This window comes from Nonomuraea monospora (assembly GCF_039531895.1).
GTDB lineage: Bacteria > Actinomycetota > Actinomycetes > Streptosporangiales > Streptosporangiaceae > Nonomuraea > Nonomuraea monospora.
The window spans coordinates 57,162-72,937 of sequence record NZ_BAAAQX010000050.1 but is presented as its reverse complement, the minus strand read 5'-3'; the positions used below and the strand labels follow the sequence as shown (position 1 = coordinate 72,937).

Below are 15,776 nucleotides of genomic sequence, written 5' to 3'. Positions count from 1 at the left end.
TAGCCCAGGAGATACAGAGAAATGGCTCGTTACACGGGCGCGGACTGCAAGCTCTGCCGTCGCGAGAAGACCAAGCTCTTCCTCAAGGGCAGCAAGTGCGAATCCGCCAAGTGCCCCATCGAGATCCGTCCTTACCCCCCGGGTGAGCACGGCCGCGGACGCCCCAAGGAGTCCGAGTACCAGCTTCAGCTTCGCGAGAAGCAGAAGACCCGCCGCATCTACGGCGTCCTCGAGAAGCAGTTCCACAACTACTACGAGGAGGCCGCGGGCAAGACCGGCAAGTCGGGTGAGGTGCTGCTCCAGATCCTGGAGAGCCGTCTCGACAACGTCGTCTACCGCGCCGGTTTCGCGCAGTCGCGTGACGCCGCCCGCCAGCAGGTCCGTCACGGGCACTTCCTGGTGAACGGCAAGAAGGTCGACATCCCGTCGTACCGCGTTCGCGAGCACGACATCATCGAGGTGCGCGAGACCAAGCGCAACCTGCTGCCGTACGAGGTGGCCCGCGCCACCGCCGGCGAGCGCACGGTTCCCGCGTGGCTCGGCGTCGTGCCCGAGAAGCTCCGCGTCCTGGTTCACCAGCTGCCGGTTCGCCAGCAGATCGACACCCAGGTCCAGGAGCAGCTCATCGTCGAGTACTACTCGAAGTAAGTAGTAACTCGTCCGGTCGGGGTGCGGCATGCCGTGCCCCGACTAGGCTGTTTATCGGAGTGGCGTCATATAGCGGTCGCCACACGAACAAGGGGAGACCCGCACATGCTGATCGCTCAGCGTCCGACTCTTCTCGAAGAGTCGATCGACGAGACCCGGTCCCGATTCGTCATCGAGCCGCTGGAGCCGGGCTTCGGCTACACCATCGGCAACTCCCTGCGGCGCACGCTGCTGTCGTCCATCCCGGGCGCGGCCGTGACGAGCATCCGCATCGAGGGCGTGCTGCACGAGTTCTCGACCGTTCCCGGGGTCAAGGAAGACGTCACCGACATCATCCTGAACCTCAAGGAGCTGGTCGTCTCCTCCGAGCACGACGAGCCGGTCGTGATGTACCTGCGCAAGCAGGGCCCGGGTGAGGTCACCGCCGCCGACATCGCGCCTCCGGCCGGTGTCGAGGTGCACAACCCCGAGCTGCGCATCGCCACGCTCAACGGCAAGGCGAAGCTGGAGATGGAGCTGACCGTCGAGCGCGGTCGCGGCTACGTCTCCGCCGCGCAGAACAAGCAGCCGGGCCAGGAGATCGGCCGGATCCCGATCGACTCCATCTACTCCCCGGTGCTCAAGGTCACCTACAAGGTCGAGGCGACCCGAGTCGAGCAGCGCACCGACTTCGACCGCCTCATCCTCGACGTCGAGACCAAGCCGGCGATGAAGCCCCGCGACGCGGTGGCCTCCGCCGGTAAGACCCTCGTCGAGCTCTTCGGCCTGGCCCGCGAGCTCAACGTCGAGGCCGAGGGCATCGACATCGGCCCCTCGCCGACCGACGCCGCCCTCGCCGCCGATCTGGCACTGCCGATCGAGGAGCTTAACCTCACCGTCCGCTCCTACAACTGCCTCAAGCGCGAGGGCATCCACACCGTGGGTGAGCTCGTCGCCCGCAGCGAGCAGGACCTGCTCGACATAAGGAACTTCGGCGCCAAGTCGATCGAAGAGGTCAAGCAGAAGCTGCACGAGATGTCGCTGGCGCTCAAGGACTCCCCGCCCGGGTTCGACCCGAGCGCGGTGGCCGGCGGCGGCTACGACGACGACGACAGCGCGTACGTCGAGACCGAGCAGTACTGATTCACCGTCAGCCCCCGCGTGTGATCGCGGGGGCTCAATAACGGACCGCGCTGTGACCGCGGTCCGGCCCGACTCCGGTACCTGGTACGGCCGGGGCGGGTTCATCCAGGAGGAGAAAGACCATGCCCAAGCCCACCAAGGGTGCACGTCTTGGCGGCAGCCCGGCGCACGAGCGGCTGATCCTGGCCAACCTGGCCACCGATCTGTTCCGCCACGGCAAGATCCGCACGACGGTCACGAAGGCCAAGCGCCTGCGTCCGCTGGCGGAGCGCCTGATCACCAAGGCGAAGAAGGGCGACATCCACAACCGGCGTCAGGTCCTGACCGTCGTTCGGGACAAGGGCGTCGTGCACCACCTGTTCACCGAGCTGGCGGTCACGTTCGCCGAGCGTCCCGGTGGCTACACCCGCATCACCAAGATCGGTCCGCGTAAGGGCGACAACGCCCCGATGGCGGTCATCGAGCTGGTGACGGAGCCGCTGAACGGTGTCACCACCCGCCGCACCGAGGCTCAGGCCGCCCCGGCCGCTGCGGCTGCTCCGGCTGAGGAGGAGACCGAGGCTGAGGCCCCCGCCGAGGAGCCGAAGGCTGAGGCCTCTGAGGCCGCTGCCGACGAGGCTCCCGCTGAGGCTCCTGAGGCGAAGAAGGACGAGGCCTGATCTTTCAGGCTGGATGAGACGGGCCCGGATCCCCTGGCGGGGGTTCGGGCCCGTTTCCGTATATGAGGGAGAACATCGTGGTACGGCTCCGCCTCGACCTCGCGTACGACGGGACGGACTTCTCCGGCTGGGCCAGGCAGCCGGGGCTGCGCACCGTCCAGGGGGAGATCGAGCAGGCGCTCGGCCGGATCCTGCGGCTCGACGGGCCCGTGATGCTGACCGTGGCCGGGCGCACCGACGCGGGGGTGCACGCGCGGGGGCAGGTGGCCCACGTGGACGTGCCTGAGGCGGCGCTGGGGGAGCTGGACGGGAATCGGGGGCCCCTGGACGTCGATGAGCGGCTCTCTGCGCTCGTGCGGCGGCTCGGTGGTGTCCTGGAGCCAGATGTACGGATTTATCGGGTCTCGGTGGCTCCTGAGGGCTTTGACGCACGATTCTCCGCCATGTTCCGGCGGTACGCGTACCGGGTGAGTGACGCTCCCGGCGGCGTCGACCCGCTGCGGCGGCGCGAGGTGGTCTGGCACAACCGGCCCCTCGACCTCGACGCGATGAACGCGGCCGCCGCCCGGCTGGTCGGGGAGCACGACTTCGCGGCGTTCTGCAAGAAACGCGAAGGGGCCACGACGATCAGGGAGCTGCAGCGGCTGGAGTGGGCCCGCCAGGCGGACGGCGTGCTGGAGGCCACGGTCGTGGCCGACGCGTTCTGCCACTCGATGGTGCGGGCGCTGGTCGGGTCGCTGCTGGCGGCCGGTGACGGACGGCGGCCGGTGGAATGGCCGGGCGAGGTGCTGGCGCGGGCCGTACGGGACTCGGGGGTGCATGTCGCGCCCGCGCACGGCCTGTGCCTGGAAGAGGTGGGGTACCCGCCGGAGGCTGAGCTCGCCGCGCGGGCGCTAGCCACGCGGCGAGTACGGACGGCGGCCTCGGCCCCTGCCTCAGGTTCTGCCTCGGCCTCTGCCCAAGGCCCTGCCTCGACCCCTGGCTCAGCCCTTCGTGATGCGGCGTTCGAGGACGAGTGACGTCTGGTCCCGGAACGCCCCGCTGACCTTGGGCAACGTCTTGTCCTTGGCCTCCGGCGTGTGGCCGTCGGCGTGGGTGGCGTAGCTGAAGACGATGTAGCGGCCCCAGACCAGGCCCGCCGCGTAACCGCCGGCGATGTGCACCCGCTCGCCGCCCGAGTCGTCCGGGCCGGGCAGCGGGCGGAACCAGACGTTGCGGGACAGGTTCTTGACCTGGTCGGCGGTGGCCGCGGCCGTCTTGTCGGGCAGGACGGCGATGCCGGTGGTGACGGCGTAACGGCGCTTGCTGTCGACGTAGGTCGCCCGCAGGACGCGGCTGCACTTCTGCTCCTTCAGCGCGTCGGCGAACGCGCCCGTGGCCGCCTTCTCGCAGGTCGTCTCCATGTGCGCCTTGACCCTGGTGAACGTGGTGCCCGCCGCGCTCACCTTCTTCTTCGGGAACGCCTCCGACAGCGACAACTTCTGCGGGTCCGTCTGCTCCGAGTTCAGGATCGACGTGCCGGCCGCCTCCGGTGGGGAGGACTGCTCGGTGGTGATGCTCGGTGATGCGCCGACGCGGGTCGCGGCCGTCGTGGGCGGGGCGCCGCTCACCGCCTGGAAGGCGAAGAAACCGCCCGTCGCCACGCCTGCCAGGGCCAGCGCGCCCAGCGTGACCAGCAGGGCCCGCTTGCTCTTCGCCGGTGGCGGGGGTGGGGGCGGGGTCTGGAACGGGGGCTGTTTGAACGCGCCCGGAGGGAAGACCGGGGCGCCTGCCTGGGGTCTGGCCACGTCCAGGGATGTGGACGGGCGGTGGCCCCAGGTGTCTCGGGAGAAAGGGAGCTCGGGCAGTTTGTCACCGGTGGGGGGTGTGGGGGGCCAGACGGGGACGTCGCCTGGCTCGGGTGGGCGGGGGTGCTCTTCCGTTGCTGGTACGGGGGCCGACAGGGGGGTGGAGTGGGCGCCGGGGAGGGGGAGGCCCAGCCTTGTGTCGTCGGGCTGGAGGTCGTCGGGGTGGCCCTCATGGGGTGTCGCCTGGGTGGTCTCGTCGGCGTTCCCATGGGCGGCGTTCCCGTGGGAGGCGCTTCCGTGGGCGATCTTTTCGGCGGGGGGCGGGTGGGGGGTGGCGGGCGTGCCGGGGTGGGGCGAATGGTCGGGCGCGTTCGAGGCTCCGGGCGCGTCGGGGTGGCGCGATGGGCCGGGCGCGTTCGAGGCTCCGGGCGCGTCGGGGTGGCGCGATGGGCCGGGCGCGTTCGAGGCTCCGGGCGCGTCGGAGTAGTGCGGTGAGCCGGTCGCGTCTGAGGCTCCCGGCGTGTCGAGGTAGTGCGATGGGCCGGGCGCGTCGGCATGGTGTGCGGTGCCGGGGGCGTCTTGGGGGGTTGGGAGCGGGTGGATGCCGTCCGGTGGGGTGGTGGCGTCTTCGGGCGACGGGTCGGTGGCAGGGTGGAACGGGTGGGGGCCCGCGGGGTTCGTGGCGTCCTGCTCGGTGGGCGCGGGCGTGCCCTGGGACGGGTGCTGGGCGGCGTCCCGCTTGGCGGCCTCGGGGTCGAAGTAGTGGGCCGGGCGGGGGAAGCCCTCGGGGTTGGTGGCGTTCGGGTCGAAGGGCGGTAGGAGGTTCGGCTCGTCGGGCTCGGCCTCCAGCTCGCCCGTCGCGGCCGGCCACGGGGGGATGGCGTGCGGGTCCAGGGGGGCGGGCCAGGCCGGCATGCCCGCCGCGGCGGCGGTGAACGCCGGTGGCGGCTCCCAGGGCGGGGCGCCGGGGACCACCGGGTCCGTCGGCCAGCGGTTCGTGTCCCGGGCTTGATCGTCGTGCGGCTGGTCCCAGGGGCGGATGTCCTGGAGGCGGCCCGGACGGGTCTGGTCGTCTCCGGCCTGCCAGGGGTGGTCGGGGGCGGGGGTGCCGAAGGGGGTGAAGCCGGTCGGGGGTGCGGCGAACGGCTCCTGGTAGGCGGGCGGCCTGAAACCCTGATCGGCGGGCGGCTCCTGGCCTGGCTGCGGCGCGAACGGCGGCTGGCCGGGCGCGGGCTCCTGACCGGGCTGGGCGTTGAACGGCGGGTGGCCCGGGTCCTGGGTGGGGTGCTGTGGGTTGAAGGCGTGCTGGTCGCCGGGTGGCGGGCCGAAGGGCGAGGGGTCGGCGGGTGGCTCCCAGCTCGGGTGTTGCCGGGCGAAGGCGTGCTGGTCGGACGACGGCTGGCCGAAGGGCGGGTAATCCTGCCCGAGAGCGGTGTGCTCATGCCTGAGAGCTGGGTGCTGACGCCCGGGCGCCGGGTGCGTCGGTCCGGGAGCCGGGTGCTCATGCTCGGGTGCCGGGTGCGTCGGTCCGGGAGCCGGGTGCTCATGCTCGGGCGCCGGGTGCGTCGGCCCGGGGGACGGGTGCTCATGCCCGGAGGCTGGGTGCGTCGGCCCGGGAGGCGGGTGCTCCTCGCTGTGGTGGCCGAAGGCGTGCGGGCCGGACTGGGGGACGCCGGAGGGCCCGTGGTCGGGGTGGGCATGGTCGGGGTGGGCGGGGTCCGAGAACCAGTCGTATTGGGTGGCGTCGTCGCCCGGCACCTCCCATGGCTGGGCGCCGGGCGACGCCTCCAGGTCGGACGACGGCCCCCGCAGGACGGGCGGGACGGGACGCGCGTCGGCGTCCGCCGTCTCGTCGGATGGAGTGTCGAAGGGAACGTCGGATGGAGTGAACGCCGCTGGAACGTCTCGCCCGTTGGTCTGGCCGAAGCTCGGCGGTGGCGTCGCGGGGGCGGCCGAGCGGTCGGCTTCCCTGCGATCGTGCTCAGACCCGGGTTCCTGGCCACGCATAGCTGGAAGCGTAGCGAGAGTAGCGAGATCGTTATGTCGGTATGGGCGTTCCCACAGGCATCACGGGTTCCCTACATGCGCATATGCCCCACAAAGACCGCTCAGCTCAGTGCGCTGCCGGACAGCGCACGGTGGTCCATGGCCTGGAACACGGTGGCCTTGGTGATGTCGTTGATGGCCTCGGAGATCCGCTTCTGCCCCTTGGAGTCGGGTTTCGTGCCGTCCTTGTTCTGGAACCAGACCAAGATCGCATAGTGCCCGTACGTGGACACCTTCGCACCGCCCGCGCCCGAGCCGAGGAGCTTCGTGACGCTGTCCTTGCCCGCCAGCGGCTTGACGTAGTTCTGGTCGTCGCCGCTCTTGGCCACCTTGCCGGCGTTCTTGCTCGTGCTCAGGTTCGCCACGCCGACCGTGCCGATCACCTTGCCCGCCTTGTCGCGGAAGCTCGCGCGCAGGAACTGGGTGCACTTCGCCGACTTCAGCGCCTTCTTGAGCGCGTCGCCCAGAGCGCCGTCGTCGCACTTCTTGTCCTTGCTGGTGACCGTCATCTCGTAGCCGCGGCCCGACACCGTGAACTTCTTCTTCGAGCCGAAGACCTCCTTGACCGAGATCGCGTCCGGGTCGGTCTCGCGGTCGGCCGCGAACCCGTACTTGCCGGGCGGGGCCGACGGCAGCGGCGCCGAGGTCTGCCTGGGGGCGGCGGTCTCGGCCGAGGTGGGGGAGTCGGCGTTCCACATCAGGTAGAGGCCGCCGCCGAGCAGGCCGAGCACGACCACGCCGCCGATCGTGGCCAGCAGCGGCCCGCGCGAGCGGCCGCCCTCGTCGTACGGGCTCCAGCCGACCTTGCTCTGCGGGGCTCGCGAGGGGTCGTCCGCCTTGTTGTTCTTCTGCTGGTCGGTGTCGTCCGCGTCCGCGCGGTCCTTGCGGTCCTTGCGGGAGCGGCGGGACTTGCCGGACGCGGGGGCGTCGTCGGCGAAGGGGTCCGCGGCGAACGGGTCCTTGCCGCGGGGGCCGGGCTCGGGGCCGTCGGGGTCGGCCGCGCGCTTGCCGCGGCGTCCTGGGCCGCGTCCTCCCGGGCGGGCGTCGGGACGTGCGTCGGGGCCGGATCCTGCGTTGGGACGTCCGTCGGGACCGGAGTTGGGACGTCCGTCGGGGCCGGGACCGCCTTGCCCGGGGCCCTGTCCAGGACCTTGTCCGGGTCCGGGCCCCTGACCGAAGCCGTGTGCGCCGGGGCCGCCTGGGCCGTGTGCGCCTGGGCCCTGTGAGCCTGGACCTTGTGCGCCTGGACCCTGTGGGCCTGGGCCTTGCGAGCCGAGGCCGGGAGCGGGGCCGTGGGGGCCGCCGCCGCCGAAGGGGCCGCCCGCGAAGGGGTCGCCGCCGAACGGGTCGGCGCCGAAGGGGTTGCCGGACTGCGGGCCGTTCTGGGGGCCGCCGGAGGATCGGCCGGGGCCGCCAGGGCCTCCGTCGGCTCCGCGACCGGGGCCACCGCCCAGACCGTCGCGCTGGCCGCCGTTGCCGGGGGCACCGGGGTCGCCGCCGGGATTGCTGCCGCCTGGGCCGCCGGGGTTGCCGCTGGTGAAGAAGCTGCCGGAGGGGCCGCCGAAGCTGCCGGGCTCGCCGCCGCCAAAGCCGTCGGGGCCGCCTGGGCCGCTCGGGCGTCCGCCGTCGCGGGGGCCGCCGTTGCCGGGGCCGCCGTTGCCGCCGCCGGGATTGCTGCCGCCTGGGCCGCCGGGGTTGCCGCTGGTGAAGAAGCTGCCGGAGGGGCCGCCGAAACCGCCGGGCCCGCTGTCGAAGGGGTCGCGCGGCCTGCTGCCGAAGGGGTCGGTGGCGCCGTTGCCCGAAGGCCGGTCCTGCCCGTTGCCGGAGGGGCCGTTGCCGGAGGGGCCGTCGCTGAAGAAGCCGCCGGAGGGCCCGTTGCCCGAGGGGCGGTCCTGTCCGTTGCCGGAAGGGCCGTCGCCGAAGAAGCCCCCGGAGGATGAGCCGTTGCCGGAGGAGGGGCCGTCGTCGAAGAAGCCGCCGGACGAGCCGTTGCCCGAGGGGCTGTCGCCGAAGAAACCGCCGGAGGACGGGCCGTTGCCGGAGGAGGGGGCGTCGCCGAAGAAGCCGCCGGAGGATGATCCGCTGCTGGAGGGGTCGCCGTTCGCCGGGTTGCGGCTGGTGAAGAAGCCGCCGGAGGATCCGTTGCCGGAGGGGCCGCCGTTCATGAAGGAACCGCCGTCAGCGGGGCCGCCACCGAAGGGGTCGTCGGGAGCGCCGCCCCGCGGGGCGCCGCCCTGGCCCTTCGGGCCGCCTCCCATCCCGTAGGGGGCGCTGCCCGTGCCGTTCTCACGTTCCCCACTGCCGTTGGAAACCATGCGGCGACATTACCGTGATGTTCGTCATTGGGTTCCGAAGTCCTGAGTCCACCATGGTCCTCCAGGTCCTGAGGCGACGCCGACGCCGATGGCTCTGAGGCCGCAGTCGAGGATGTTCTTGCGGTGGTCGGGGCTGTCCAGCCAGCCGTTCACGGCCTCCTCGGCGGTGCTGTAGCCGGCGCCGATGTTCTCGGCGGCGCCCCAGCGGTATCCGGCGCGCTCCATGCGGTCCCAGGGGGAGGCGCCGTCGGGGGAGGTGTGCGACAGCCGTCCCGTGCGGGCCATCTCCAGCGAGTGCGTACGCGCGGAGCGGGTGAGCGCGGCGTTGACCCGCAGCGGCCCGCAGCCGCGACGGGCCCTGGCGGCGTTGGTCAGGGTGACGACCTTGGAGGCCAGCCCCGCCAGGACCTGCACGCCGTCGCCCTGGGGTTCGGCGACGACGGCGGGGTCGTCCTGGGTGTTGAAGCCGTCGATCTGGTCCTTCGACGATCGGGTGGGCCTGGGGGTGGCCGTGCCGCGGGGCGTCTTCTTGGTGGTGATGCCGCGGGGGATGCGTTCGGCCTGCGGTTGCGCCTTCTTGGCCGCCGTGGGGGCGGGGTTGGCGGTGGCGGCGGCGGGCGGGGCCGTCTCGTTGAGGTAGACGTGCGGGGCGGGCTCGGGGCCGTTGGAGAGCCGGCCGATGAGGACGCCGGTGAGGAGCACGGCCATGAGGCAGGTCAGCAGACCCAGTCGGCTCCGGCGCCGAAGGCCGCGCTGGGTTTGCCGGGTGTGAGAGATCCGCCACATACCGCCGCTAACGATAGAGATGTCTGGTCCTGGGAAAGAAGGGGTTCCAGGGAAACGAAATCGAACCGTTCTGCGGTCGGGTAGACTCGCCTCGGGTTACCGGTCACTTTGACCTGCACGCCTTTGGGCGGGTAGCTTAGGTTCGTTGTGTGCATAGGTCCAGCGAGACCAATGCGCGGCGCGTCCGGCGTCATCTCCCGTGTTGAGGAGACGGAAGGTCCGGGCCGTCGTGTGCCCGCACCGACCGACCAATGTAGCTGTCGCATCCGACAGCGCCGAAGACGCGAGCATAAAGAAGGCTACGACCGTGCGCACGTACTCACCGAAGCCCGCCGACGTCCAGCGTCAGTGGTACGTCATCGACGCGACCGATGTCGTGCTGGGCCGGCTGGCCAGCCACGTCGCGACCCTGCTCCGCGGCAAGCACAAGCCGATCTTCGCGAACCACGTCGACACCGGTGACTTCGTCATCGTCATCAACGCCGACAAGATCGCGCTGAGCGGCAACAAGCGTGAGCAGAAGAAGGCGTACCGCCACTCGGGCTACCCGGGCGGTCTGCGTTCCGTCAGCTATGGCGAGCTCATGGACAAGCGGCCCGACAAGGCTGTCGAGAAGGCCGTCAAGGGCATGCTGCCGAAGAACTCCCTCGGCCGGAAGATGGCCAAGAAGCTCAAGGTGTACGCGGGTGCCGAGCACCCGCACCAGGCTCAGCAGCCCGTGCCGTTCGAGATCACCCAGATCGCCCAGTAGTAGTTCGAAAGATTTAGAGGAGAACCGTGGCTGAGCCCACCGGTGTCGAGACGGTCGTAGAGACGGCCGAGCTGGAGGAGTACTCCGGCGAGGACTTCCCGTCCGAGTACACCACCGAGTCCGCCGCCAGCGCTGACGCCCCCGTGCGCAAGCCCGTCACCACGGGCAACTCGTACGGCACCGGCCGCCGCAAGGAGGCGATCGCCCGCGTGCGCATCGTCCCCGGCACCGGCAAGTGGACGATCAACGGTCGTTCGCTGGACGTCTACTTCCCGAACAAGGTCCACCAGCAGATCGTCAACGAGCCCTTCGTGGTGCTCGGCGCCGAAGAGGCGTTCGACGTCATCGCCCGCATCGACGGCGGCGGCGTCACCGGTCAGGCCGGCGCGCTGCGCATGGGCCTGTCCCGCGCCCTGGCGATCCTGGACGTCGAAGTCAACCGCCCGCCGCTGAAGAAGGCCGGCTTCCTCACCCGTGACGCCCGCGCCACGGAGCGGAAGAAGTACGGCCTCAAGAAGGCCCGTAAGGCTCCGCAGTACAGCAAGCGCTAAGTTGGCGCGCCTTTTCGGCACCGACGGGGTACGTGGGGTCGCTGGTCGCGACCTCACCGCTGAGCTCGCCATGGACCTGTCCGTGGCGGCTGCTCACGTCCTCGGCGATGCAGGCGCGTTCGCCGCTACCGGACGCCGTCCGGTAGCGGTCGTAGGCCGGGACCCGCGTGCCTCGGGAGAATTTCTCGAGGCCGCCGTGGTCGCCGGCCTCGCGGCGTCTGGAGTGGACGTGCTGCGCCTCGGCGTGCTGCCCACCCCGGCCGTCGCCCACCTCACGGCCGCGCTCGGCGCCGACCTCGGCGTCATGCTGTCGGCGTCGCACAACCCGGCGCCCGACAACGGCATCAAGTTCCTGGCGCGCGGCGGCTTCAAGCTGTCCGACGCGGTGGAGGACGAGATCGAGCGGCGGCTCGGCGAGGAATGGAGCTTCCCCGTCGGCTCGGGCGTCGGCCGGGTGCGCGACGCGTACGGGGAGGCCGACCGCTACATCTCGCACGTGCTGACCACGATGACCTCGCCGCTCGACGGGCTGAACGTGGTGATCGACTGCGCTCACGGAGCCGCCCACATGGTGGCGCCCGAGGCGCTGGTGCGCGCCGGCGCGCGGGTCGAGGCCATCGGCGCCAGGCCCGACGGCCTGAACATCAACAGGGGCCACGGCTCGACCCACCTGGACAAGCTCCAGCAGGTCGTCATCTCGCGCGGCGCCGACCTGGGCGTGGCCTACGACGGCGACGCCGACCGCTGCCTGGCGGTCGACCACACGGGCGCCATCGTCGACGGCGACCACATCATGGCCATCCTCGCCGCCGCCATGCACGGCGAGGGCCTGCTGGCCAAGGACACCGTGGTCGCGACCGTGATGTCCAACCTGGGCTTCAAGCTGGCGATGCGCGACGCGGGGATCACCGTGGTGGAGACCGCGGTGGGCGACCGCTACGTGCTGGAGCGGATGAAGTCCGACGGGTTCAACCTGGGCGGCGAGCAGTCGGGGCACGTCATCATGCTCGACCACGCCACCACGGGCGACGGCCTGCTCACCTCGCTGCACCTGCTGGGCGTGGTGGCCAAGTCGGGCGTGCCGCTGCGGGAGCTGGCCGCGGTGATGACGCCGCTGCCGCAGATCCTGATCAACGTCAAGGACGTCGACAAGGGCAAGGCCTCGGTGCCCGAGCTCGTCGCCGCCGTCGCCGAGGCGGAGGCCGAGCTGGGGGAGACCGGCCGGGTGCTGATCCGGCCGAGCGGGACCGAGCCCATGATCCGGGTCATGGTGGAGGCCGCGTCGGAGGAGCACGCCACGCGGGTTGCGGGGCGGCTGGCCGACGTCGTGCGCACGGCCTGCGTCTGAACACCCTTTTTTCGTACGGCCCGCGGGAACAACACGTTCCCGCGGGCCGTACGCGTGTCGTGGTGCGGGCGGACCAACGCAAGCCGCACGCGTCGCGGGCGCCGTAGGTGTGCGGCCCAACGCGTGTCGCGCGTGTGCAGGCCTGCGCGTGTCGTGCGCGTGTGAGCCAACGCGTGTCGCGCGCGCAGGCCTGCGCGTGTCGTGGGCGTGCGAGCCGACGCGTGTCGCGCGTGTGCGGGCCTGCGCACGTCGCACGCGTCGTGGGCGCCGTACGCGTGCGGGCGTGCGCCTGTTGTACGTGGGCGAGCCGACGCATGCCGCACGCGTACGGCAAGAACGCGCCGCTACTCGTCGCCCGTGAGGGAGAAGACGCGCAGGCGCTGGCCGGCCCAGAAGACCGCGCCGGCGGTGACTACGATCAGGGCAGGGATCGCGAAGCCGAGCGTGACGTCGGCCTTGAAGAAGGGCGAGTCGCTGAGCTGGTCGGCGATCGACTGCCCCCAGTACTGGATGGAGAACCTGCGGGCGCCCGGGATGAGGTTGCCCACCAGGCTCTCCCAGACCAGCGCGTAGATGATGCCGATCGTGACGGCGTGCCGGGTGACGACGCCGAGCAGCAGGAAGACGGCGGCGTAGGCGATGCCGGCGACCAGGGTGCCGGCGGCGAAGCCGGTCGCGATGCCGTCCTCGTTGCCGATCAGCAGCCAGCCCGCGACGTAGGTGGGCACGGCGCCGAAGACGGCCAGCAGCGAGGCCGCGACGAGGAACTTGGTCTGGATGATGACGGGCCGTGAGATCGGCTTGGACATCAGGTGGATGATGGTGCCGTCGTCGATCTCGGGGGCGATGACGCCGGTGCCCGCGATGAGGCCGAGCAGCGGCAGCATGGTGCTGATGGCGAAGCTCTGCAGCAGCAGCACGGCGGAGCGCTGGTCGCCGCTGCCGACGAGGCGGAACAGCACGGCCAGGGCGATGAGGGCGAGGGGGAGCAGCAGGAGCAGGATGATGCGCCGGCGGCCCAGCAGGGAGCGGTAGGTGATGCCCGCCACCACGGTGTTCATTCAGGTGCTCCTGTTGATCAGGTAGGAGAAGACGCTCTCCAGGTCCTCGTCCGCCGGGGACACCTGGTGCAGGCGCACGCCCTCCTCGCGGGCCACTCTGGGCAGCAGGCGGGCGAACCGGCGGAACTCGGTGGCCTGGATCTCCAGGCCTTCTGGGCGCAGCGTGATGCCGCCGGTCGAGGTGTCGCGGACGAGGGCGGCGGCGAGCTTCCTGTCGTCGCTGGAGCGGATCAGGAACAGGTGGGGCCGGTCCGTCATCAGCCGCCGGATCTCGCGGAAGTTGCCGGACGCGGCGTGCCGGCCCGCGACGAGCACCTCGATGTGCTGCGCGACCCGTTCGACCTCCTCCAGGATGTGGGAGCTGAACAGGATGGTCTTGCCGGCCGTGCCCATGCCTCTGATGAGGTCCATGAGGTGGAGGCGCTGGCGCGGGTCCATGCCGTTGAACGGCTCGTCCAGCAGGAGGACGGGCGGGTCGTGGACGAGGGCGGCGGCGACCTTGACGCGCTGGCGCATGCCCTTGGAGTACGTCTCGACGCGCCGGTCCTTCGGCTCCTCCATCTCCACGGTGGCCAGGGCCTTGCGGGCGGCCTCCTCCGGGGAGGGCAGGCCGTGCAGGCGGGCGGCGGATAGGACGAACTGCCAGCCGGTCAGGAAGCCGTATACGCCCTCCTTTTCCGGCACTAAGCCGATATTTCGGTAAATGTGGTGGTTCTTCCAGACGGTGGTGCCGTCCAGGGTGACCGTGCCGCCCGATGGGGCCAGGAAGCCGGCCATCATGTGCAGCAGCGTCGACTTGCCCGCGCCGTTCGGCCCGAGCAGCCCCGTGACGCCTGGCCCGATGGTCATGGTGACGTCGTTGACCGCCACCACGTTGCCGTACCAGCGGGAGACCTGCGAGAGCTCGATCTTCATCGCGCGGCCGCCTTCCTGTAGCGCAGTCCGAGAGCGGCCAGGCCGAGGGCGATCAGCAGCACCAGGACGACGGCCGAGGCGGGACCGCTCGGGTAGGCGGCGCTCTCGATGGAGTGCGGCGGCGTGCCGAACAGCCAGACCTGCACGGAGTCGACGAGCCAGAACGGGTTCGCCAGCCACGCCCAGGCCGCCGCCGACTCGTTGCCCGTGGAGTACAGCGAGCCGTAGATGATCGGGACGGACGCCGACGACAACAGGTAGACGGTGATCACGGAGGCCACGCCGAGCCCGCGCCGCGGCGTGAACGACGCCAGCGCCAGCCCGAACGCCGACAGCAGCACCGCCAGCAGCAGCGCCATGAGCAGAGCGCCGAAGTACTCGCCCGTGGCCGGCGGCCCCGGCATGTCCACGACCAGCTCGCCCAGGTAGGTCAGCGTGAGCGGCACCGCGATCAGCGCGAACACCGCCACGGTCATCGCCGCCACCTTGGCGCCGACGTACTCGGCGATCGTGACGGGCCGCGACAGGTAGAGCGGCAGCACGCGGTAGCGCAGGTCGGGCGCGACCACGGTGGGGGCCTGCGCGGCCAGGAAGATGGCTACCACGGCCTGCATGACGACCGCGAACCCGCTGTAGGGGATGCCGCGCTGCTGCGCCAGGGCCATCAGGGCGATGCCCACGATCGAGGGCAGCACCATGATGGCCGCCAGCGCGAACGGCACGATCTTGCTGCGTGCCGGGCGGCCGAGGCCGAAGACGCCGCGCAGGCTGTGCACGGCCAGCGCCCTGGTCGAGTAGCCGCGGCCGAGCCGGGGTCCGTCGTAGTGGCGGTAGCCGATGTCGTAGATCTCAGACATGTGCGACCTCCTCCCTGAAGACGTCCTCGATGCGGTGGCGTCCCTGTTCGAGACGGATGAGGCACAGGTCCAGCTCGGCCGTCGCGTCGCGGATCGCGTCGAACGTCTCGGGCCCCTGCACCTTGACCACCAGCAGGCGGCCCTGCTGGGAGACGGTCTGCCCGCCGCCGGACAGCCGGGCGGCCAGCGCGTCGAGCCCCTCGTCCACCTCGACCGTCACGGTCTGCGTGGCCTGCGTGAACTCGCCGATGGCGGACGAGCGCAGCAGCCGCCCCGCGTCGATGACGACGACGTGGTCGCAGATGCGCTCCAGCTCGCCGAGCAGGTGGGAGGTGACGAGCACGCTGATGCCGAACTCGGTGCCGATGCGCCTGATCAGCGTCAGCATCTCGTCGCGGCCGCGCGGGTCGAGGCCGTTGGTCGGCTCGTCGAGGAAGATCAGCTTCGGGTCGTGGACGAGCGCCTGGGCCAGCTTGACCCGTTGCTTCATGCCGGTCGAGTACCCCCCGACGGGCCGGTAGCGCTCTTCGGCCAGCCCGACGTGGCGCAGCACGTCGGCCGCGCGCTCGCGGGCGGCGGTGCGCGGCAGGCCGGACATCCGGGCGAGGTGGACGACCAGCTCGGTGGCGGAGACGTCGGGGGGCAGGCATTCGTGCTCGGGCATGTAACCGACGAAGCGGCGGATCTCGGCCCCCTGCGTCGTGACGTCCAGGTCCAGCACGCGCGCGCTGCCGCCGGAGGGCGGCAACAGGCCGAGCAGGATCTTGATCAGCGTCGACTTGCCCGCGCCGTTCGCGCCGACCAGCCCGGTCACGCCGGGCCCCACGGTGACCGTGAGCTGGTCGACCGCGGTGACGGTGGGGAAGCGTTTGGTCAGCCCCTCGGTGGCGAGGATGTGCATGTGCCGGACCCTACTAGCCGCCCCGGCTG

14 protein-coding genes are annotated in these 15,776 nt (G+C 71.2%); 7 read left to right on the top strand and 7 right to left on the bottom strand.

The annotated features are described in order from the left end of the window. Positions 1–21 precede the first annotated feature (21 nt). The 4 genes from rpsD (at position 22) to truA (ending at position 3,448) form a co-directional block, all read left to right on the top strand. Complete coding sequence (rpsD, locus tag ABD331_RS53975) at positions 22–648, top strand: 30S ribosomal protein S4 (RefSeq protein WP_344494198.1); 627 nt, start codon at positions 22–24, stop codon at positions 646–648. A gap of 105 nt (positions 649–753) precedes the next feature. Further along, positions 754–1,770, top strand: a complete 1,017-nt coding sequence (locus ABD331_RS53970) for a DNA-directed RNA polymerase subunit alpha (RefSeq protein WP_043623495.1) — start codon at positions 754–756, stop codon at positions 1,768–1,770. Between the two features lie 122 nt (positions 1,771–1,892). Next, the gene (gene rplQ, locus ABD331_RS53965; RefSeq protein ID WP_344494194.1) at positions 1,893–2,429 is read left to right on the top strand and encodes a 50S ribosomal protein L17; all 537 of its coding nucleotides are present in this window, start codon (positions 1,893–1,895) and stop codon (positions 2,427–2,429) included. A gap of 62 nt (positions 2,430–2,491) precedes the next feature. Continuing rightward, positions 2,492–3,448 (top strand): tRNA pseudouridine(38-40) synthase TruA, encoded by a 957-nt coding sequence (truA, locus tag ABD331_RS53960; protein WP_344494192.1) that lies wholly within the window; start codon positions 2,492–2,494, stop codon positions 3,446–3,448. Here the strand turns inward: truA and ABD331_RS53955 are convergent. The 3 genes from ABD331_RS53955 to ABD331_RS53945 form a co-directional block, all read right to left on the bottom strand. Then, a complete protein-coding gene (locus ABD331_RS53955) occupies positions 3,413–6,223 on the bottom strand; it encodes a chromosomal replication initiator protein DnaA (protein ID WP_344494190.1) in 2,811 nt (936 codons plus the stop codon). The genes truA and ABD331_RS53955 overlap by 36 nt on opposite strands. 101 nt (positions 6,224–6,324) lie before the next feature. After that, positions 6,325–8,577 carry a hypothetical protein gene (locus tag ABD331_RS53950; protein ID WP_344494188.1) on the bottom strand — a complete coding sequence of 751 codons (2,253 nt, stop codon included), beginning with the start codon at positions 8,575–8,577 and terminating at the stop codon, positions 6,325–6,327. Positions 8,578–8,601: 24 nt separating this feature from the next. Next, positions 8,602–9,285 carry a CAP domain-containing protein gene (locus tag ABD331_RS53945; RefSeq protein WP_344494187.1) on the bottom strand — a complete coding sequence of 228 codons (684 nt, stop codon included), beginning with the start codon at positions 9,283–9,285 and terminating at the stop codon, positions 8,602–8,604. Between the two features lie 385 nt (positions 9,286–9,670). Between ABD331_RS53945 and rplM the strand changes: the two genes are divergently transcribed. Genes rplM through glmM form a run of 3 tightly spaced genes read left to right on the top strand, consistent with a single transcriptional unit; the run spans position 9,671 to position 12,013 of the window. After that, positions 9,671–10,114 carry a 50S ribosomal protein L13 gene (rplM, locus tag ABD331_RS53940; protein ID WP_148439680.1) on the top strand — a complete coding sequence of 148 codons (444 nt, stop codon included), beginning with the start codon at positions 9,671–9,673 and terminating at the stop codon, positions 10,112–10,114. Positions 10,115–10,140: 26 nt separating this feature from the next. Beyond that, positions 10,141–10,665: a 30S ribosomal protein S9 gene (gene rpsI, locus ABD331_RS53935; RefSeq protein WP_148439679.1), complete on the top strand. Its 525-nt coding sequence runs from the start codon at positions 10,141–10,143 to the stop codon at positions 10,663–10,665. A 1-nt stretch (position 10,666) separates the two neighbouring features. Next, positions 10,667–12,013 carry a phosphoglucosamine mutase gene (glmM, locus tag ABD331_RS53930; RefSeq protein ID WP_344494184.1) on the top strand — a complete coding sequence of 449 codons (1,347 nt, stop codon included), beginning with the start codon at positions 10,667–10,669 and terminating at the stop codon, positions 12,011–12,013. Positions 12,014–12,357: 344 nt separating this feature from the next. Here glmM and ABD331_RS53925 read toward each other — a convergent pair whose 3' ends face one another. Genes ABD331_RS53925 through ABD331_RS53910 form a run of 4 tightly spaced genes read right to left on the bottom strand, consistent with a single transcriptional unit; the run spans position 12,358 to position 15,747 of the window. Then, entirely contained in the window at positions 12,358–13,074 is a 717-nt protein-coding gene (locus tag ABD331_RS53925) for an ABC transporter permease (RefSeq protein WP_344494182.1), read from the bottom strand. Further along, positions 13,075–13,989 carry an ABC transporter ATP-binding protein gene (locus ABD331_RS53920; protein WP_344494180.1) on the bottom strand — a complete coding sequence of 305 codons (915 nt, stop codon included), beginning with the start codon at positions 13,987–13,989 and terminating at the stop codon, positions 13,075–13,077. Beyond that, positions 13,986–14,846 (bottom strand): ABC transporter permease, encoded by an 861-nt coding sequence (locus tag ABD331_RS53915; protein WP_344494178.1) that lies wholly within the window; start codon positions 14,844–14,846, stop codon positions 13,986–13,988. Before ABD331_RS53915 ends, ABD331_RS53920 begins: the two co-directional genes overlap by 4 nt. Continuing rightward, positions 14,839–15,747, bottom strand: a complete 909-nt coding sequence (locus tag ABD331_RS53910) for an ABC transporter ATP-binding protein (protein WP_344494176.1) — start codon at positions 15,745–15,747, stop codon at positions 14,839–14,841. Before ABD331_RS53910 ends, ABD331_RS53915 begins: the two co-directional genes overlap by 8 nt. Positions 15,748–15,776 lie beyond the last annotated feature (29 nt).